General features: G+C 63.5%; 13 protein-coding genes. 4 read left to right on the top strand and 9 right to left on the bottom strand.

All coding sequences use genetic code 11. From position 1 onward, the window contains the following. Positions 1–12 precede the first annotated feature (12 nt). Positions 13–1,572, bottom strand: a complete 1,560-nt coding sequence (gene glgA / locus QME24_RS06780) for a glycogen synthase GlgA (protein WP_054904814.1) — start codon at positions 1,570–1,572, stop codon at positions 13–15. A 558-nt stretch (positions 1,573–2,130) separates the two neighbouring features. Beyond that, positions 2,131–5,058 (bottom strand): aminotransferase, encoded by a 2,928-nt coding sequence (locus QME24_RS06785; RefSeq protein ID WP_232891984.1) that lies wholly within the window; start codon positions 5,056–5,058, stop codon positions 2,131–2,133. Positions 5,059–5,373: 315 nt separating this feature from the next. Here QME24_RS06785 and QME24_RS06790 point away from each other — a divergent pair, with 315 nt between their 5' ends. Beyond that, the gene (locus QME24_RS06790; protein ID WP_054904812.1) at positions 5,374–7,155 is read left to right on the top strand and encodes an EAL domain-containing protein; all 1,782 of its coding nucleotides are present in this window, start codon (positions 5,374–5,376) and stop codon (positions 7,153–7,155) included. A gap of 37 nt (positions 7,156–7,192) precedes the next feature. Next, positions 7,193–8,302: a methyl-accepting chemotaxis protein gene (locus tag QME24_RS06795; protein WP_054904811.1), complete on the top strand. Its 1,110-nt coding sequence runs from the start codon at positions 7,193–7,195 to the stop codon at positions 8,300–8,302. Positions 8,303–8,365: 63 nt separating this feature from the next. Here QME24_RS06795 and QME24_RS06800 read toward each other — a convergent pair whose 3' ends face one another. The 7 genes from QME24_RS06800 to gloB all read right to left on the bottom strand — a co-directional run bounded on the left by QME24_RS06800 (position 8,366) and on the right by gloB (position 18,201). Next, a complete protein-coding gene (locus QME24_RS06800; protein ID WP_054904810.1) occupies positions 8,366–9,973 on the bottom strand; it encodes an ABC transporter ATP-binding protein in 1,608 nt (535 codons plus the stop codon). 1 nt (position 9,974) lies between these two features. Further along, complete coding sequence (locus QME24_RS06805) at positions 9,975–10,994, bottom strand: ABC transporter permease (protein ID WP_054904809.1); 1,020 nt, start codon at positions 10,992–10,994, stop codon at positions 9,975–9,977. 1 nt (position 10,995) lies between these two features. Continuing rightward, positions 10,996–12,069 carry a microcin C ABC transporter permease YejB gene (locus tag QME24_RS06810; RefSeq protein ID WP_009686399.1) on the bottom strand — a complete coding sequence of 358 codons (1,074 nt, stop codon included), beginning with the start codon at positions 12,067–12,069 and terminating at the stop codon, positions 10,996–10,998. 1 nt (position 12,070) lies between these two features. Continuing rightward, a complete protein-coding gene (locus tag QME24_RS06815; RefSeq protein ID WP_047149855.1) occupies positions 12,071–13,906 on the bottom strand; it encodes an extracellular solute-binding protein in 1,836 nt (611 codons plus the stop codon). Further along, a complete protein-coding gene (locus QME24_RS06820; RefSeq protein ID WP_202981961.1) occupies positions 13,903–15,732 on the bottom strand; it encodes an extracellular solute-binding protein in 1,830 nt (609 codons plus the stop codon). Before QME24_RS06820 ends, QME24_RS06815 begins: the two co-directional genes overlap by 4 nt. Positions 15,733–15,890: 158 nt before the next feature. Further along, positions 15,891–17,321 (bottom strand): lytic transglycosylase domain-containing protein, encoded by a 1,431-nt coding sequence (locus tag QME24_RS06825; protein WP_054904807.1) that lies wholly within the window; start codon positions 17,319–17,321, stop codon positions 15,891–15,893. A 100-nt stretch (positions 17,322–17,421) separates the two neighbouring features. After that, complete coding sequence (gene gloB / locus QME24_RS06830) at positions 17,422–18,201, bottom strand: hydroxyacylglutathione hydrolase (RefSeq protein ID WP_054904806.1); 780 nt, start codon at positions 18,199–18,201, stop codon at positions 17,422–17,424. 85 nt (positions 18,202–18,286) lie between these two features. Between gloB and QME24_RS06835 the strand changes: the two genes are divergently transcribed. Together QME24_RS06835 and rnhA are read left to right on the top strand one after the other, a co-directional pair. Beyond that, positions 18,287–19,060, top strand: coding sequence for a methyltransferase domain-containing protein (locus QME24_RS06835; protein ID WP_029886643.1), 774 nt, complete (start codon positions 18,287–18,289; stop codon positions 19,058–19,060). Between the two features lie 15 nt (positions 19,061–19,075). Next, positions 19,076–19,522 (top strand): ribonuclease HI, encoded by a 447-nt coding sequence (rnhA, locus tag QME24_RS06840; protein ID WP_029886642.1) that lies wholly within the window; start codon positions 19,076–19,078, stop codon positions 19,520–19,522. Positions 19,523–19,560 lie beyond the last annotated feature (38 nt).

Consider the following 19,560-nt stretch of genomic DNA (forward strand, 5'->3'; position numbering starts at 1 on the left):
TACAGCCCTCGCTCAGTAGTGGCTCAGTTGTGCTTGCTTGACCAGGTCTTCGTACAGCCGGGCGTAGGGTTCCACCGCCTGGCACCAGTTGAACGGCTGGGTCATCGACAGGCAGCGCATGGCGTTGAGCAGGTCCTTCTTGCCATAAACGTAGAAGGCGCGGCCAAGCGCTTCGCGGTAGCTGTCGACGGTCGACTCGTTGAACAGGAAGCCCGTGACCCCGCACTCGATGGTGTCGGCCAGGCCGCCGGTATTGCGCGCCACTGGCAGCGAGCCAAAGCGCTGGGCATACATCTGGCTGAGCCCGCAGGGCTCGTAGCGCGAGGGCATCAGCAGGAAATCACTGCCGGCGAACATGCGCCGGGCGTCGGTTTCGTTGAAGCCGATGCGTACCCCGATACGGCCTGGGTGGCGCAGCGCCAGTTCGCGCATGGCCTGTTCTTCCTCCGGCTCGCCACGGCCGATGATCGCGATCTGCCCGCCTTGTTCGACGATGTAGTCGGCCACGCCCAAGGTCAGGTCCAGGCCTTTCTGGTAAACCAGGCGCGAAACCACTGCGAACAGTGGGCCGTCGGAGTCGTCCAGGCCGAACAGTTGGCGTACTTCGTGGGTATTGCGTGCCTTGCCTTCCCAGTCATTGATGCTGAAGTTGTGCTGCAGGTGCTTGTCGGTGGCCGAGTCCCAGCTTTCGTCGATACCGTTGGGTATGCCGCCAAGCAGGCCTTGCTGGGCTTTGCTGGCGAGGAAGCCATCCAGGCCGCAGCCGAATTCCGGGGTGGTGATTTCCCGGGCATAGGTGGCGCTGACCGTGGTGATGTGGCTGGAGTAGGCAAGGCCGGCCTTGAGGAACGACAGCTTGCCGTAGAACTCCATGCCTTCCTGCTGCATGGCGTGTTCCGGGATGGCCAGTTCGGGGCTGCAACCACGGCTGTACACACCTTGGTAGGCCAGGTTGTGGATGGTGAACAGGGTTGGCGTGTTGAGGCCGCGCCAGTGCATGTAGGCTGGCGCCAGGCCGGCCGGCCAGTCATGCGCATGCACCACTTCGGGCTTCCAGTGGATCATGCCTTCGCCGGCTGCGATTTCCGCCGCGGCCAGGCCCAGGCGAGCGAAACGGATGTGGTTGTCTGGCCAGTCGCGACCGTTGTTGGCGCCGTAGGGGGTGCCGTCGCGCTGGTACAGTTCGGGGCAGATGAGCACATAGATGACCAGGCCGTCGGGCATGTCCATGCGGCCGATCTTGCATGGCGGCAGGGCTGCGTGGCCGCCCAGTTCGCCGACGATATGGATCGGGTTGTCGCTTTCGACCACCTGTGGGTAGCCCGGGATCAATACCCGAACATCGTGCAGGTGCGCCAGGGCGCGCGGCAGGGCTGCAGACACGTCACCCAGGCCGCCCGTCTTGACCAGATCGGCGATTTCCGAGGTCACGAACAGAATCTTGCGCTTGTTGGGGTTGTGCTGGCGCTGGGCGCCGGGTGCCTTGGCTGTCGTGGCGAAATCCGGGGTGAGCGGTTCGCGCTTCTCGGTGATGAACGTGTTTACGTGTGGCTCGACAGCGGCACTGATCATACTTCTCTCCGTCCCTATGCTTGCCGGGTGCTGGCACCCGTGGCGTTGTTTCGTGTTAGTTCTCTCTGCTTGCTGAATACGTACTGCTTTCCATGCCCCATGGTCGTGCGCACAGGCACCGCGCGCTCGGCGTTCCGGCCGAAGGCGTTTGAGCGGGTAGGGGTGGTGGCCGAGGCTGGGGGATCCCGTTGCGTTTGGCCTACTTAGTTCCTGACCTGCCCGCGTTCCGTAAAGTTCGACTTATTTTCGTCACTCTTCCATTGAGCAAATCGCGGGCCGAAAACCGAGTGTAGGAGAGAAAAGGCAGAAAAGGTGACCCACTGGTCACATTTGAGAGCATGCGGGCTAGACGCAAACGTTGGCGTTTGTGAGTGGATGTGAACAAGCATGAAGCGGGGAGGGTAATTGCGTGCTGATGCCGCGCCTTTTTGTGGCGCGATGGAGGGCATGCGCCATGTTGGTGCGCTTGTGCTCGCCCGAAAAAGGGCCGTGGGTGGGCGCGGGGTTTATCCGCGAAGCGCCGCTCGCGCGGCGCTCGATCTGGCAGAAGGTGAGCCGCTACAGCCCTTCACCCAGCACCCGGTCGATGCTGTCGACGAAGTAATCCACGCTGGCCCGGCTGGTGCACATTGGCGGCTTGATCTTGAGAATGTTCAGGTGATCCCCTGTGGGTTGCATGAAGATGCCCAATTCCCGCAGCCTGTCGCAGAGCAGCTGGGTTTCCTGCGTCGCGGGCTCCAGTGTTTCGCGGTCACGCACCAGTTCCAGGCCCAGGTAGAAGCCCGAGCCATGCGCGGCGCCGGCCAGCGGGTGCCTGTCGACCAGCGCCTGCAGGCGCGCCTTGAAATAGCGCCCGGTGTCGCGGGCGTTGTCCCACAGGCCTTCTTCCTGCATCACGTCCAGTACTGCCATGCCAATGCGGCAACTGACCGGGCTGCCACCGGCAGACGAGAAGAAATAACCCTCGGCCTCCAGTGCTTCGGCAATGTCGCGGCGGGTAATGACCACCCCCAGCGGCTGGCCGTTACCCATGCCCTTGGCCATGGTGATGATGTCGGGCACCACGCCTTGCTGCTCGAAGCCCCAGAAGTATTCACCCAGGCGGCCATAACCGACCTGGACCTCGTCGGCGATGCACACGCCGCCCCTGGCCCGGACCTTGGCATAGGCCTCGCGCAGGTACCCCGCTGGCAGCGCGATGCCACCGGCATTGCCGTACACCGGTTCGCAGATGATGCCGGCCAGCTGTCGGCCACGGGCATCGAGGTCGGCCAGCTTGGTGTCGACATCGCGCAGGTAGTCTGCTGCGCTGTCGGCGCCACGGTAGCGGCCGCGGAAGGTATTCGGCGCCTCGACCGGGTGCACCCAGTCCGGGCGGGTGTGCAACGCCTGCGGGTTGTCGGCGATCGACGTGGAGATGGCATCGGTGGCCACCGACCAGCCGTGGTAGGCCTCCAGCACGCTGAGCAGGTCGCGCCCGCCGCTGTAGGCCCAGGCCAGCCGTATCGCCAGGTCGTTGGCTTCGGTACCGCTGTTGACCATGAATACCCGGTCGAAGCCTTCGGGTACCAGCTTCAGCAAACGCTCGGAGAACTCGGTGACGGCTGCGTAGTGAAAGCGCGAGTTGGTATTGAGCAACGACCACTGCCGCGCCGACTCGGCGACCATGCGCGGGTGGCCATGGCCCAGTACCGCAACGTTGTTGAGCATGTCGAGGTAAGCGCGGCCTTGCATGTCGAACAGGTAATTGCGCCAGCCACGTTCGATGTGGGGTGGCTGCGCGTAGTAGTGTTTCTGCGAGCGCGCGAAGCTGGCGTCGCGACGCGCCAACAGGGCCTGTGGGTCAGGCAGTGGCTCGGCATCGCAGTCCAGGCCCAGCAGCGGCGCGGGGGAAGGGCACAGGGCCAGCCAGGCATCGGCATGGGAAGGGCTGGCGAAGAACGGTGGCTGGGTGTCGGTGCCCAGGCACACTTGCACGCGAAGCACGCCGCAACTACGGCCCAGCGCCTGGCCCTGGGCCACGGCCTGGCCATCGGCTGGCGCATCCTGCAGCCCCTGTAGCCACAGGGCCCAGTGCGCAGTACGCAGGCAACCGCCAGCATCGCCATGGCGCTGCCAGGTGCCGGCCGCCGGTGCCTGGAGCAGGCTTGCGTGCGGCACATGCAGTTCAACGCCGAGGGCGCAAGTGGCCGGTTCTGCGGCGCGGTCGATATGGGTTTGCGACAGGCGATACTGCCCGTACAGGGTGCAGGCCGGGGCAGGTTGCCGGGTGAGCAGGTGCTGGTCGAAGCCAGGTTGCTCCCAGTTGCCCGCCTCATAGTGCGCACTGAGCACGCCGAGGTCGAGCCGGTGCACCGCCTGCCCTTGCAGTTCGGGAAGCAGCGGCGCGCAGCCGCTCATGTCTGGCGTGGCGACCGGCAACCCCGCAGCCCGCAGGATCGCTGCCTGCATCAGGGCGAAGGGCACGGCGGTGGCGGTATCGAAAATTTCCCACTCATGGGCGACATTGTCGCGGGTGTACTGGTTGCCTGGGTCCACCGCCAACTGCTGTGCGCTGCTCAGCACCAGTACTGCGGCGCGGTTCAGCACCAGTGGCCACAAGGCCCGTAGCTCTGCCTCGGTGAGTGGGTTGTGGGCCTGGTAGGCGCGGATCGCCGGGAGGATCCGCAGCGGGTCGCCTTCGGCGTGGTGCAGCAGCGCCGCACAGGTTACCGACAGGTCAGCGATGCGCCAGGTACGTAGCAGGTCGCCGAAGTCGATCAGCCCTCGCAATTGCCATTGGCGCTGGTCGTCGCGCGCCCACACGGTGTTGTCGTCGGTGATGTCCAGGTGCACGGCTTGGCTTGGCAGGCTGCCGATCAGGGGTGCCAGGTGGTGGGCAGCGACCGCGGTGGCCTGTGTGATGCGGCGGCGCTGGTCGGCATCGTGCAGCACAGGGAGCAGGTGCTCTATCAGCGTTTGCGCATGCTTGGGGTCCCATTGCAGGGTGCGCTCGAGGCCAGGGTGGTCGAAACCGGCCAAGGCCCGATCAAGCTTTGCGCAAAGCCCGCCCAGTTCGGCCATCAGTTGCGCCGGGAGGTGGGCAAGGCGCGTCAGCGGTTGCCCCTCGATGTATTCCAGCAGGCGTACCCGTAATGGCTGGTCTGCGACGTCCAGGGCCAGCAAGGCTTCGCCACTGAGTGCCGGGCGCACGCCTGGCACGGGCAGGCCATGCTCGCGCAGGTAGGCGAGGGCCGCATGCTGGGCCTCCAGTTCGACCTGGGCGTAGCTGCCATGGCATGCCTTGAGCACGAAGCTGCCTTGCGGCGCGACCACGCGCAGGTTCAGGTCCTGCTGGCTGCCCAAGGCCGACAACTCACCGGTGAGGCCGTAGTGGGCCTGCAGCAGGCCTTGCGCCTGGGGGGCGCTGAGCACAGGGCCTGGCAAGCTGGAACGCTGGACCAGCGCGTGGAGGGCAGGGGAGGCAGTTTGGGGGTGACTGGACATGGGCTCTACCGTTGAGGCGGGTGGACGGAGCGACTTTATGCCCTACCTGGCTGATGACTAAAGACGATCGTCATCAGATTTTCTGATGACTGGTGCAGTGGCTGTTAATCACTGAAACGGTACGTGTGTGCCCGTGAAACCGGGGGTTGGTGAACTTCCTTCGTGGGCCGATCTCTTACTAGGCAGGTGATGTTGCATCACCGTCTGTCGAAATTTAATGCGAAAAGTTGTACAAAAATTTCTCTCTGTACAAGTATTGATGTAGCGTAGTGCTATTACTCTATGCTTGGGTCCGCGTGGGACAGGTGAGATGCCATGAAAGTTGCCCCCGTTCCGCCCAATGAACCCGACCGTTTGGCGAAGATCGCCGAATGGTGCGTACTGCATCAGCCGCAGAGCAGCGAACTGACTGCGCTGGTCGAGATGGCCCGCCGCTACTTTTGCATGCCGATCTGCCTGGTTTCGATCGTAGGGGAGTGTGAGCAATGGTTCATGGCCAAGGCCGGGCTGGCCGCTGATGCCACCCCCCGGGATGTTTCATTCTGTGCCCACACCATTCTCCAGGCACAGCCACTGGAAGTGCTGGACGCTGCCCTGGACCCGCGCTTTGCCGACAACCCTCTGGTCACGGGTGAGCCTGGCATTCGCTATTACTGCGGGGCCCCGCTGCTGGTAGACAGCCAGGTGGCCATCGGCAGCTTCTGCATCATCGATACTGCACCACGGCCCGCCCTGGATGAGGCGCAACGGTCGATGCTGACGTCCTTCAGCGAAATGGCCATGCACATCATCGCCGGCATGCGCCGCAACAATTTTCACGACCAGGCCACCGGCCTGTTCAACCGCCTGAAGCTCGAATGTGATGTGGTGGCGGGCCTGGACCGGGGTAAGTCGCTGACCCTGTTGGCGGTGGACATCATGGCCGCCGAGGCCCTCAGCGATCTCATCCGCGGCCTGGGTTACAACTTTGCCCACGACCTGACGCTGCAGGCCAAGGCGCGCATCGCCAGCCAGCTGGATAACGGCTTGTCGTTGTACAAGATCAGCCCGACCCGCTTCGGTGTGCTGCTGGAAGACGCCGCCGACGTACAGCCTTTGTGCGAGCGGATTGTCGACGCCCTGCAAGCGCCTGCGCAGTGCCACCAGATTCCGGTGTTGCTGGACGCCGGTATCGGCATTGCCCCCATCACCCAGCAAAGCGAAGACCGCGACGGCCTGGAATGGATGCGCCGGGCAGTCGCGGCAGCGGATACCGCGCGGCGCACGCCTGGCCGGCATGCGTGGTACGAGCCGGAAGTGGACGCTGCGCAACGCCGGGCGTTCCTGTTGCTGGCCTCGTTGTCCCAGGCCCTGCAGAGCGACGGTGAACTGAGCCTGCACCTGCAACCGCGGATTGAGCTGCCTTCGGGCCGATGCGGTTCTGCCGAAGCCTTGCTGCGCTGGCGCCACCCGCTACTGGGCGATGTCGCCCCGGCGGAGTTCATCCCTTTGGCTGAAAAAACGGCGCTCATGGCCAGCCTCAGCCTTTGGGTGATGCGCGCAGCCTTGCGGGTGCTGGCTTGTACCCGGGACCTGGATTTCAGTCTCAGCTTCAACGTCACCGCGCGCGATCTGGAAAGCGCAGGGTTCATGGATGCACTGCTGCACAACTTGCAGGCCCAGGCCATCGAGCCGCAGCGGGTACAGCTCGAATTCACCGAGAGTGTCTTGATTGAACAGCCCGAAGAAGTGCTGCAGCAACTGCTGCGTGCGCACCAGGCAGGCATCGCCATTGCCATCGATGACTTCGGCACGGGCTACAGCAACTGGGTTTACCTGACGCAAATCCCCGCCAGCATCGTCAAGCTCGACAGGTCGCTGGTGCACCGTGCCGCCTCGGGCACGCGTGAAGCATTGTTGGTGCAGTCGGTGGTAGGGCTGGCCAACGAACTCGGTTATCAAGTGGCCGCCGAAGGGATCGAAACCGCCGAACAGTTGGTCCAGGCCTGCGCCTGGGGCTGTGTTGAAGCGCAGGGCTATTTCATCGCCAGACCGATGCCTGCAGCCGTTTTCAAGGAGTGGTTTCACGACACTCAACAGAAAGTGTCTGTTGTCTGACTTCCCATCATGATGCATAACATCGCAGGTCTTATTGATGTTTAATCGCCACCTTAAAACTGCCTTGGCAGCGCAACAGGCCGAGCTCGTGCAACTGCGTCAGCGGCTGGCCGAACTCGAGCAGGGTGCCATGCTGCGCCTGGACGGGCAGAACCGTATCGCGGAGTGCACCGCGGGTTTGGCCCAGGCACTCGGCGCCGCGCCGGGCGATGTCGTGGGCATGCCCCTGCAACAGTGGCTGGCCGCGCCTGGGCTGGAAAGCCAGGCGTTGCTCGAGGCCTTGCTGCGTTCCACGGCGATGATCCAGTTTGGCCTGGACGGCAGGGTGCAAGCTGCCAACCCGATGTTTCTCGCCGCCATGGGCTACCGCCTGGAGCAACTGATCGGCCAGCACCATCGAATTTTCTGTGATGCCAAGGAAACCGCCAGTGCCGAGTACACGGCGTTCTGGCGCACGCTCAATGCTGGCCGGTACGTGACCGGGCGATTCCGGCGTATTGACAGCCAAGGGCGCGAGATCTGGCTGGAGGCCAGCTACAACCCGGTCCATGATGCCAGTGGCAAGCTGGTGAAAGTGGTCAAATTCGCCACGGTGGTGACCGCCCAGGTCGAGCGTGAACAGGCGGTAAGGCAGGCGGCCAACATGGCGCTGGACATTTCCCGGCGCACGGACGCCAGTGCCAGCGATGGTGTCACGGTGATGCAGGGCATGCAGCAGGCCATGCAGAACGTGGCGAGCCAATTGCACTGCGCCGGCGATACCATTGCTGCCTTGGGCCAGCAGTCGACGGTCATCAGTACGATCGTGCAGACCATTGGGGCCATTGCGTCGCAGACCAACCTGTTGGCCCTGAATGCGGCGATCGAAGCTGCGCGCGCCGGCGACCAGGGGCGGGGCTTCGCCGTGGTGGCCGATGAAGTGCGCAAGCTGGCGGGGCGCACCAGCACCGCCACGGCCGAGATCGATGCGGTGGTCGCGCACAATCATCTGCTGGCCAACCAGGCGGTCAGCGAGGTCGAGCGCAGCCGCCAGGAAGCGGCCAATGCGGTGGATTTCGTTACCCAGGCGAGTACGGCCATAGGCGGTATTCAGGTCGGTGCCAGGCAAGTGGTGGCGGCCGTTGGCCGGGTGAGCGAAGACCTGTAGCCAGGCAGCGGGCAACGCGCCGCCCAGGCTCGCATCACCCCAGCAAACTGCCCGGGCGCGGCTTCACGAAGGCTCCACCTCCAGAAACGCCGCCTCCAGTAGCTGCCGGGTATACGGATGTTGCGGTGCATGAAAGATTGCCTGCGCATCCCCCTGTTCAACCACCTGCCCATGCTTGATCACCATCAACTGATGGCTCAGTGCCCTGACCACCGCCAGGTCATGGCTGATGAACAGGTAAGTGAGGTTGTATTTTTGCTGCAGATTACGCAGCAACTCGACCACCTGGCGCTGCACCGTGCGGTCCAGCGCCGAGGTTGGCTCATCCAGCAGAATCAGCGCCGGCTTGAGCACCAGCGCCCGGGCGATGGCAATGCGCTGGCGCTGCCCACCCGAAAACTCATGCGGGTAGCGGTGCCGGGTGCCCGGGTCGAGCCCTACCTCCTCCAGCGCCGCAATGATGGCCGCCTCCCGCTCCTGGGCATTGCCGATACCGTGAATGCGCAAGCCCTCCCCAACGATGTCTGCCACGCACATGCGCGGGCTGAGGCTGCCGAAGGGGTCCTGGAACACCACCTGCATCTCGCGCCGTAACGGGCGCACAGCTTTCTGGTTCATCCCCTGCAGGTCTTGCCCGTGGAAGCGGATACCCCCCTGGCTGGCAATCAGCCGCAGGATCGCCAGGCCCAATGTCGACTTGCCCGACCCGGACTCCCCGACGATGCCCAGCGTTTGCCCCTGCGGCAAACTGAAGTTGACCCCGTTCACCGCCTTGACATGGTCGACAGTACGCCGCAGCAGGCCTTTCTTGATCGGGAACCAGACCTTGAGCTCATCGACTTGCAGCAGCGGCGCACCTACCGGGTTGTGCGCCGGCAGCCCGCTGGGCTCGGCATTGATCAGCATCTGCGTGTAGGGGTGTTGCGGCGCGCTGAACAGGGCCGCGCAGTCCGCCTGCTCGACAATCTGCCCGCGCTGCATCACGCACACGCGGTGGGCAATGCGCCGCACCAGGTTCAGGTCATGGCTGATCAGCAGCAGCGCCATGCCCAGGCGTGCCTGCAGTTCCTTGAGCAGGTCGAGAATTTTCAGCTGCACGGTCACATCCAGCGCCGTGGTCGGTTCGTCGGCAATCAGCAGTTCCGGCTCGTTGGCCAGGGCCATGGCGATCATCACCCGCTGGCGTTGCCCGCCGGACAGCTCGTGGGGCAGGGCCTTGAGGCGTTTGCGCGGCTCCGGGATGCCGACCATTTCCAGCAGCTCCAGGGTGCGCGCAGTGGCTTGCTTGCCGGTCAGGCCCTTGTGCAGCAGAAGGATTTCATTGATCTGCTTTTCGATGCAGTGCAGCGGGTTCAGCGACGTCATCGGCTCCTGGAAGATCATCGCAATGCGGTTGCCGCGAATGCGCTGCAGGGTTTTTTCGTTCTGCTGCAGCAAGTCCTTGCCTTCATGGCGGATGCTGCCGCGGGGGTGCTGGGCCAAGGGGTAGGGCAGCAGGCGCAGGATCGAGTGCGCAGTCACCGACTTGCCCGAGCCGCTTTCACCGACCAGTGCCAGCGTCTCGCCTTTGCGGATGTCGAAACTGATGCCATCGACCACCCGGTTGACTTGGTCGCCGGTTACAAACTCGACGACCAGGTCGCGCACTTCGATCAGGTTCTGTTCACTCATGTCACTTCCTCGGGTCGAAGGCGTCGCGGGCGGATTCGCCGATGAATACCAGCAGGCTCAGCATCAGCGCCAGCACCGCAAAGGCGCTGATGCCCAGCCAGGGTGCCTGCAGGTTGGACTTGCCCTGGGCCACCAGCTCGCCCAGCGAGGGCGAACCGGCGGGCAGGCCGAAGCCGAGGAAGTCCAGGGCCGTGAGGGTACCGATGGCGCCGGTGAGAATGAACGGCATGAAGGTCATGGTCGAGATCATGGCGTTGGGCAGGATGTGCCGGTACATGATTGCGCCGTTGCGCATGCCCAGGGCTCGGGCGGCACGCACGTACTCCAGGTTGCGGCCGCGCAGGAACTCGGCGCGCACCACGTCGACCAGGCTCATCCAGGAAAACAGCAGCATGATGCCCAGCAGCCACCAGAAGTTCGGCTGCACGAAACTGGCAAGAATGATCAGCAGGTACAGCACCGGCAGCCCCGACCAGATTTCCAGAAAGCGTTGCCCGGCCAGGTCGACCCAACCGCCATAAAACCCCTGCAAGGCACCCGCGAGGACGCCGATGATGGAGCTGGCCACGGTCAGGGTCAGGGCGAACAGCACCGATATGCGGAAGCCGTAGATCACCCGCGCCAGCACGTCGCGGCCTTGGTCGTCGGTGCCTAGCCAGTTGTCCGCCGAGGGCGGTGCCGGGGCCGGAACACGCAGGTCGTAGTTGATGCTCTGGTAGCTGAACGGGATCGGCGCCCACAGCACGAAGCTGTCTTTCTTGGCCAGCAGCTCGCGGATGTAGGGGCTCTTGTAGTTGGCTTCCAGCGGGAACTCGCCGCCGAACGTGGTTTCCGGGTAGCGCTTGAAGGCGGGGAAGTACCACTGGTTGTCGTAGCGCACGGCAATCGGTTTGTCGTTGGCGATCAGTTCGGCACCCAGGCTGAGGCCGAACAGGATCAGGAACAACCACAGCGACCACCAGCCACGGCGGTTGGCCTTGAAGCGCTCGAAGCGCCGTCGGTTGAGGGGGGACAAGGCCATTTCAGTGCTCCCGGCTGGCAAAGTCGATGCGTGGATCGACCAGGGTGTAGGTCAGGTCGCCGATCAGTTTCACCACCAGCCCCAGCAGGGTGAAGATGAACAGGGTGCCGAAGACCACCGGGTAGTCGCGGTTGATGGCCGCCTCGAAGCTCATCAGGCCCAGGCCGTCGAGGCTGAAGATCACCTCGATCAGCAGGGAGCCGGTGAAGAAGATACCGATGAACGCCGAAGGGAAGCCGGCAATCACCAGCAGCATGGCGTTGCGGAACACATGGCCATACAGCACCCGCGGCCGGCTCAGGCCTTTGGCCTTGGCGGTCACCACGTATTGTTTGTTGATTTCGTCGAGGAAGCTGTTCTTGGTCAGCAGGGTCATGGTTGCGAAGTTGCCGATGACCAGCGCGGTGATTGGCAGCACCAGGTGCCAGAAGTAGTCCAGCACCTTGCCGGTGGTGCTCAGCTCGTCGAAGTTGTTGGAGGTGAGGCCGCGCAGCGGGAACCAGTCGAAGTAGCTGCCGCCGGCGAACAGCACGATCAGCAGGATGGCGAACAGGAAGGCGGGGATCGCATAGCCGACGATGATCGCCGAACTGGTCCACACGTCGAAGTGGCTGCCATGGCGTACCGCCTTGGCGATGCCCAGCGGGATCGACACCAGGTACATGATCAGGGTGCTCCACAGCCCCAGCGAGATCGACACCGGCATCTTTTCGATGATCAGGTCGATGACCTTGGCATCGCGGAAGAAGCTGTCGCCGAAATCCAGTCGGGCGTAGTTCTTGATCATGATCCACAGGCGTTCGGGCGGCGATTTGTCGAACCCGTACATGCGCTCGATTTCGGCGATCAGCGCCGGGTCCAGGCCTTGGGCGCCACGGTAGTTGGAGCCGGCCACGGACACCTCGGCACCGCCACCGGCAATGCGGCTGGTGGCGCCCTCGAAGCCTTCGAGCTTGGCGATCATCTGCTCGACCGGGCCACCGGGGGCAGCCTGGACGATGATGAAGTTGATGATGAGGATGCCGAACAGGGTCGGGATGATCAGCAGCAGGCGGCGCAGGATGTAGGCCAGCATCTCAGTTGGCCTCGTCCGCAGGGGCTGCGCTGACGGCCGGGCTTACCCCGGGCTTGATCCACCAGGTGTCGATGCCGATGTCGTACTTGGGCGACACTTTCGGGTGCCCGATGTGGTTCCAGTAGGCGACCCGCCAGGTCTTGATGTGCCAGTTGGGGATCACGTAATAGCCCCACAGCAATACCCGGTCGAGGGCGCGGCAATGGTCGATCAGGCTTTGGCGCGAGTCGGCATTGATCAGCTGGTCGACCAGCTGGTCGATGGCCGGGTCGCGCAGGCCGATGAAGTTGCGGCTGCCGGGGTTGTCGGCGGCGGCACTGGACCAGAATTCGCGCTGCTCGTTGCCGGGCGAGTTGGACTGCGGATAGCCGCCGACGATCATGTCGAAATCGCGTGAGCGCAGGCGGGTGATATACTGTGAGACATCGACCCGGCGGATGTTCAGCTCGATACCCAGGTCAGCCAGGTTGCGCTTGAACGGCAGCAGGATGCGTTCGAACTCGGTCTGCGCCAGCAGGAACTCGATGCTTACCGGTTTGCCCTGGGCATCGACCATCTTGTCGTCGACGATTTTCCAGCCGGCCTCCTGCAGCAGCTTGTAGGCCTGGCGCTGCTGCTCGCGGATCATGCCGCTGCCGTCGCTGACCGGGTTGTGGAAGGCCTCGGTGAACACCTGGTCGGGTACTTTGCCGCGCAGCGGCTCGAGGATCTTCAGTTCGCTGGCGCTGGGCAAGCCACGGGCGGCCATTTCCGAGTTTTCGAAGTAACTGCCGGTACGGGTGTAGGCACCGTTGAACAGTTGCTTGTTGGTCCATTCATAGTCCAGCAGCAGGCTCAAGGCGTGGCGTACGCGCACATCCTGGAATACCGGCCGGCGGATGTTGAAAATGAAGCCCTGCATGCCAGTGGGGTTGCCGTTGGGCAGCTCTTCCTTGATCAGCCGGCCTTCGCGCACAGCGGGCACGTCGTAGGCGGTGGCCCAGTTTTTCGCGCTGACTTCCAGGCCATAGTCGAACGCCCCGGCCTTGAGCGCTTGCAGGGCTACGGTAGTGTCACGGTAGGCGTCGAAGGTCATGACATCGAAGTTGTAGAACCCACGGTTGATCGGCAGGTCCTTGGCCCAGTAGTCCTTGACCCGCTCGTAGCGTACTGAGCGCCCGGCCTTGACCTCGGCCACCTTGTACGGGCCGCTGCCCAGTGGAATTTCCAGGTTGCCGCGGTTGAAGTCGCGGTTTTCGTACCAGTGCTTGGGCAGCACCGGCAACTGGCCGAGGATCAGCGGCAGCTCACGGTTGTTCCGGTGCTTGAACTTGAACAGCACTTTCAACGGGTCTTCGGCGACCACCTCGGCGACGTCGGCATAGTACTGACGATACAGCGGCGCACCATCCTTGATCAGGGCGTTGAAGGTAAACACCACGTCATCGGCACGCATGGGGTGGCCATCGTGGAAACGTGCTTCGGGGCGCAGGTAGAAGCGCACCCAGCTGTTGTCCGGGGCTTTCTCGATCTTGCCGGCGACCAGGCCATATTCGGTGAAGGGTTCGTCCTGGCTCTGGCGCATCAGGGTGTCGTAGATGATGCTGATGTTTTCGGCCGGCACGCCCTTGTTGATGAACGGGTTGAGGCTGTCGAACCCGCCGAAACTGGACTGGCGGAAGGTGCCACCCTTGGGCGCCTCGGGGTTCACGTAGTCGAAGTGCTTGAAGTCGGCAGGGTATTTGGGCGGCTCGTCGTACAGGGTGAGGGCATGTTGCGGTGCGGCCAGGGCGGGAAGGCTCAGGCAGGCGAGCAACAAGCTGCCAGCCAGCCGGCGCAAGCGGTGCGTTGGCATCATTGGGCTTTCTCCGAAGTCTTTATCCACCAGCTGTTCAGCCCAAGGGTATAGGGCGGTGTGGTGACGAAGGCGAACCGGTTGCGGTAGGCCAGGCGATGGTTGTCCAGGTACCAGTTGGGGATCATGTAGTACTGCCATGAGAGGACGCGGTCCAGGGCGCGGGCGGCAGCCACCTGGTCGTCGCGGGTGCGTGCGGCCAACAGGGTGTCGAGCAGGTGGTCGACCACCGGGTCCTTGACCCCTGCATAGTTCTTGCTGCCCTTGGTGCCGGCCTGGCTCGAATGGAAGTACAACCACTGCTCCAGGCCGGGGCTCAGGGTCTGATTGAGGGTCATCAGAATCATGTCGAAATCGAACTGGTCCAGGCGTTGTTTGTACTGGGCACGGTCCACGGTGCGCAAGCGCGCATCGATACCGATGCTGGACAGATTTTCGACATAAGGTTGCAGGATGCGTTCAAGGTTGGGGTTTACCAGCAACAGCTCCATGCGCAACTGCTGGCCTTTGCTGTCGACCAGGCGCTGGCCGTTCAGCTTCCACCCCGCCTCGGCGAGCAGGGCCAGTGCCTGGCGCAAGGTTTCGCGGCTGACGCCACGGCCGGCGGTGTGGCTGACCTGGTACGGTTCGCTGAACAGTTTGGCGGGTAACTGGTCACGGAATGGGGCCAGCAGCAGCCATTCCTTGCCGGTGGGCACACCACTGGCGGCGAACTCACTGTTGGGGTAGTAGCTGGTCGAGCGCCGGTAGGCGTTGCTGAACAGGGCGCGGTTGGTCCACTCGAAGTCGAGCATCAGCCCCAGTGCCTGGCGTACCCGCGGGTCGCTGAAGGTCGCCCGGCGGCTGTTCATGAACAGGCCCTGGGTTTGCGTGGGGATGCGGTGCGGGATCTGCGCCTTGATCACCTCGCCACGGCGCACGGCCGGGAAGTTGTAGCCGTTGGCCCAGTTTTTCGCCTGGTGTTCGATATAGATGTCGAATTCACCGGCCTTGAACGCTTCGAAGGCCACGGTGGCATCACGGTAGAATTCGTACTCCACGCGATCGAAGTTGTACTTGCCTCGGTTGACGGCCAGGTCCTTGCCCCAGTAACGCTTGACGCGCTCGAACACCAGCCGGCGCCCCGGCTGCACCTCGGTGATGCGGTACGGGCCACTGCCCAATGGCGGCTCGAAGGTAGTGGCCTTGAAGTCACGGTGCTGCCAGTAGTGCTTGGGCAGCACTGGCATCTCGCCCAGGCGCAGGATGAGCAGTGGGTTGCCAGCGCGCTTGAACACGAAGCGGATGCGCAGCGGGCCGAGGATGTCGACCCGCTGCACCTCCTGCAGGTTGGTGCGGTAGATCGGGTGGCCGTCCTTGAGCAACGTGCGGTAGGAGAAGGCCACGTCTGCCGAGGTGATCGGCTTGCCGTCATGCCAGCGGGCTTCCGGGCGCAGGTTGAACACCACCCAGCTACGGTCCTCGCTGTATTCCACCGAGCGGGCAATCAGGCCGTAGCTGGAGGTGGGCTCGTCGCCGGACGGGTCGTATTGGCCGGTACCGACCATCAGCGGCTCGTTGAGCTCGCTGATGCCGTACTGCTGGAAGTTGGGCGTGGTAACCGGGCTCGACCCCTTGAAGGTATAGGGGTTGAGGGTGTCGAAGGTGCCAAAGGCCATCGCCCGCAACGTGCCGCCTTTGGGCGCTTGCGGGTTGACCCAGTCGAAGTGGGTGAACGTGGCTGGGTACTTGAGCGTGCCGAACTGCGCGTATCCGTGGCTTTCGCTCACCATCGCGACTGCGGGAAAGCTCAAGGCCAGGCTGATTGACAGCAGGAGGGGACGTATCAAGTCGGCATCCGATCCAGAGGCGTTGGGCTTTTGTCGGCGTACAGTAACAGCTTGGGGGGGTGGGAAAAAGAGAGCGGCAAGCTTCAAGCTTCAAGCTTCAAGAAAAAGCGGCGGTGTACGCGAATTGCTTTTTTCTTGCAGCTTGCAGCTTGCGACTTTCAATGCCCGACGTAGACGGTCAGGGTCTGCCCGGGCTTGAGGGCATGACCGCTGCGCGGGTTCCAGCGCTTGAGGTGCTTCATTTCCACGTTGAAGCGCTTGGCCACCAGGTACAGCGAGTCACCCTTGCGCACCTTGTACTGGGTAGAGCGCTGCGCCGACGCCGCTACGCGATTGCCGGCGGCGCTCGGGGCGTTGCCACCGCGCAGGGCCAGGACCTGGCCAGCGCGCAGGTTGTTGCCGGACAGGCGGTTCCAGCGCTTGATGTCCTTGATCGATACGCGGTTGGCCTTGGCGATGGCACCGAGGTTGTCACCCCGCTTGACCCGGTAGCTACGCGTGGCCATCGGTGCCTTGGCTTCGGCCACGGCGCGGGCGAATGCGGCTTTTGGCGGTTGCAGGCTGACCAGTTGCTCGGGGTTGAGGTTGGACAGGCTGGCACTGAGCAGCTGTGCTTTGGCGGTTGGCACCAGCAGCTGTTTCGGGCCATCGACGGTCATGCGTTTCTTGAAAGCCGGGTTGAGCTGGATCAGCTCGTCCTCGTCGATGTTGGCGAAGGCGGCAACCCGGGTCAGGTCCAAGCGTTCGTTGATCGCCACTGCTTCGAAGTACGGTTCGTTGGCGATCGGGGTGAGATTGACGCCATAGGCTTCAGGCGTGGACACCACCTGCGACAGCGCCAGCAACTTGGGTACGTAGTCACGGGTTTCCTGCGGCAGTGGCAGGTTCCAGTAGTCGGTCGGCAGGCCAAGCTTCTCGTTGCGCTCGATGGCGCGGCTGACCGTGCCTTCGCCGGCGTTGTAGGCGGCCAGCGCCAGCAGCCAGTCGCCGTTGAACATGTCATGCAGGCGGGTCAGGTAGTCCAGCGCAGCATTGGTCGAGGCCGTAATGTCGCGGCGGCCGTCATAGAAATTGGTCTGGCGCAGGTTGAAGTGGCGACCGGTTGCCGGCATGAACTGCCACATGCCTGCGGCGCTGGCCCGCGAATACGCCATCGGGTTGTAGGCGCTTTCGATGGCTGGCAGCAGCGCCAGCTCCAGGGGCATGTCACGCTCCTCGAGGCGCTCGACGATGTAGTGCAGGTACAGGCTGCCGCGCTCGCCAGCGCTTTCGATGAAGGTGGGGTTGCTGGCGAACCACAAACGCTGTTGCTCGATGCGCGGGTTGACGTCGATGCTGTCCTGCAGGGCAAAGCCCTGGCGCATGCGCTCCCACACGTCCTGTGGCGCCTGCTCGGCCGGCTTGACCAGCAGCGGCGCGGGTTTGTGCTTGATCCGCGCCTGGTAGTTGTGCGCGCGAACGCTATCGGATTCGTCGAGCTGACGGGTGCTCTGGCAACCCACCAGAGTGGCGGCCAGAGCCAGCGCACTGATTTGGGCCAGGCGCGTCAGGGCGACTGAATGAGAGGTTCTGCGGCTACGGGAAGACATCGGCTGAGACAGGTATCCGGGCAAAAAATTTCGGCGATTCTAGAAACCGCTCCGGGCCGGGTCAACCGTTGAAGACAGATTGCGATATATCTTGCGGTTATCAGAAGGTGTCTTTCCAAGACCTCAAGGCAGCAAAAACAGCGACATGCGTAGCGTTGGAGTGTCCCTTCCATTCGTCTGCTTTTTGTTTAACTAATGTTTCAGAGGTGCGCAAAAAAGGGTTGGTCAGGCGCTCCAGGCCAATTGTTGTCGGCAATGTGATGCGCTGGTCGGCGCGCAACCGGGTCACCTCGTCGAAGCGCTGCTGCACATGCCGGTTGTCGGGCTCGACGGCCCTGGCGAAGCGCAGGTTGGCAAGCGTGTATTCGTGGGCGCAGTACACCTGGGTGTGCGCGGGCAGGGCAGCCAGGCGGGCCAGGGCGGGTTGCATCTGCTCGGGCGTGCCCTCGAACATGCGCCCGCAACCGGCCGCGAACAGGGTATCGCCGCTGAACAGGAGCGGGGTTGCCGGCTGGTCACTGAAGAAAGCGATATGGCCCAGGGTGTGGCCGGGCACCGCCAGCACTTGGAATACCACGCCCAGCACTTCCACCTCGGCGCCCTCGTCCAGCGCCAGGTCACGGCAGGGAATCTGCTCGTTGGCCGGGCCACAGACCCGCGCGCCGGTCAGTTGCTTGAGCCGTGCCACGCCGCCGACGTGGTCGTTGTGGTGGTGGGTAATGAGGATGTCGCTCAACGCCCAGCCGGGGTTGGCGGCCAGCCAACGCTCCACCGGGCCGGCGTCGCCGGGGTCGACCACCGCACAACGGCGTTTGGCAGTATCCTGTAACAACCAGATGTAGTTGTCGGAGAAAGCGGGAAGAGCATCGATCTGTATCATGGTGCGGATCCGATTCACCTAGCGTGGCACATGAAGGCATCTTAGCCGCGATGGCGCGGCGGGAGAACCTTCGAGGGAGAGCGCAATGACCGACCAAGCCTTTGCCCAGGCCGATCCGGACTGGGTCGAGCTGATCAGCCTGGCCCGTGAGTGGTTCAATGGCCCACTCGGCCAACTGATGCTCAAGGAAGAAGACCAACTGCTGGAGGAAGAGCTGGGGCGCTTTTTTGGCGGTTACCTGGTGCATTACGGGCCCTGCGCCGAAGCACCGCCCCAGGCACCCCAGGTGCAGCGCAATGTGCGCCTTGGTGCGCCGTTGCCTGGGGTTGAAATTGTCTGCGAGGAACAGGCCTGGCCGCTGAGCGAGCATGCTGCCGACGTGGTGGTGCTGCAGCATGGCCTGGACTTCTGCCTGTCCCCGCATGGCCTGCTGCGCGAGGCAGCCAGTGCCGTGCGCCCGGGTGGGCACTTGCTGATCGTGGGCATCAACCCGTGGAGCAGTTGGGGCATGCGCCATTTCTTCAGCCATGGCGCCTTGCGCAAGGCGCGCTGCATCTCGCCGTCGCGGGTTGGCGACTGGCTCAACCTGCTGGGCTTCGCGCTGGAGAAACGCCGCTTCGGGTGCTATCGTCCGCCGCTTGCCTCACCGGCCTGGCAGCAGCGCCTGCAAGGCTGGGAGCGGCTGGCCGGCGGCTGGCAAGGTGCCGGTGGTGGGGTCTACCTGCTGGTGGCGCGCAAGATGGTGGTAGGGCTGCGGCCCCTGCGTCAGCAGCGTCGCGAGCCCATGGGCAAGCTGCTGCCGCTGCCGCTGGCCAAGGTCAACCGCACGGCAGCCAACCCTGAAACTGACAAGCACTGAATTCAAGAGTGGTACATGAGCGATAGCGTCGAAATGTTTACCGATGGTGCCTGCAAGGGCAACCCTGGCCCGGGTGGCTGGGGGGTGCTGATGATCTACAAGGGCGTCGAGAAGGAACTGTGGGGCGGCGAACGTGAAACCACCAACAACCGCATGGAGCTGATGGCGGCGATCCAGGGGCTGATGTCGCTCAAGCGTGAATGCGAAGTCGTGCTGACCACCGACTCGCAATATGTGATGAAGGGCATCAACGAGTGGATGGTCAATTGGAAGAAGCGCGGCTGGAAAACCGCGGCCAAGGAGCCGGTAAAAAACGCCGACCTGTGGCAACTGCTCGATGAGCAGGTCAACCGCCACAAGGTCACCTGGAAGTGGGTACGCGGGCACATCGGCCACCCCGGCAACGAACGGGCCGACCAGTTGGCCAACCGTGGGGTCGATGAGGTGCGCGCCCAGCGTTGAGCTGGGGTACAATCGCCGCTTTGTAACTGATGCAAGTT

The organism is Pseudomonas sp. PARCl1, from assembly GCF_947311875.1.
GTDB classification, from domain to species: Bacteria; Pseudomonadota; Gammaproteobacteria; order Pseudomonadales; family Pseudomonadaceae; genus Aquipseudomonas; species Aquipseudomonas juntendi.

Bases quoted from the DNA above. Each gene is read 5' to 3' on its own strand.
- gloB (WP_054904806.1), bottom strand. From the start codon at position 18,201: ATGATACAGATCGATGCTCTTCCCGCTTTCTCCGACAACTACATCTGG.
- QME24_RS06790 (WP_054904812.1), top strand. From the start codon at position 5,374: ATGAAAGTTGCCCCCGTTCCGCCCAATGAACCCGACCGTTTGGCGAAG.
- QME24_RS06810 (WP_009686399.1), bottom strand. From the start codon at position 12,069: ATGCTGGCCTACATCCTGCGCCGCCTGCTGCTGATCATCCCGACCCTG.
- QME24_RS06825 (WP_054904807.1), bottom strand. From the start codon at position 17,321: ATGTCTTCCCGTAGCCGCAGAACCTCTCATTCAGTCGCCCTGACGCGC.
- QME24_RS06800 (WP_054904810.1), bottom strand. From the start codon at position 9,973: ATGAGTGAACAGAACCTGATCGAAGTGCGCGACCTGGTCGTCGAGTTT.
- QME24_RS06785 (WP_232891984.1), bottom strand. From the start codon at position 5,058: ATGTCCAGTCACCCCCAAACTGCCTCCCCTGCCCTCCACGCGCTGGTC.
- QME24_RS06835 (WP_029886643.1), top strand. From the start codon at position 18,287: ATGACCGACCAAGCCTTTGCCCAGGCCGATCCGGACTGGGTCGAGCTG.
- QME24_RS06795 (WP_054904811.1), top strand. From the start codon at position 7,193: ATGTTTAATCGCCACCTTAAAACTGCCTTGGCAGCGCAACAGGCCGAG.
- rnhA (WP_029886642.1), top strand. From the start codon at position 19,076: ATGAGCGATAGCGTCGAAATGTTTACCGATGGTGCCTGCAAGGGCAAC.
- QME24_RS06815 (WP_047149855.1), bottom strand. From the start codon at position 13,906: ATGATGCCAACGCACCGCTTGCGCCGGCTGGCTGGCAGCTTGTTGCTC.
- glgA (WP_054904814.1), bottom strand. From the start codon at position 1,572: ATGATCAGTGCCGCTGTCGAGCCACACGTAAACACGTTCATCACCGAG.
- QME24_RS06805 (WP_054904809.1), bottom strand. From the start codon at position 10,994: ATGGCCTTGTCCCCCCTCAACCGACGGCGCTTCGAGCGCTTCAAGGCC.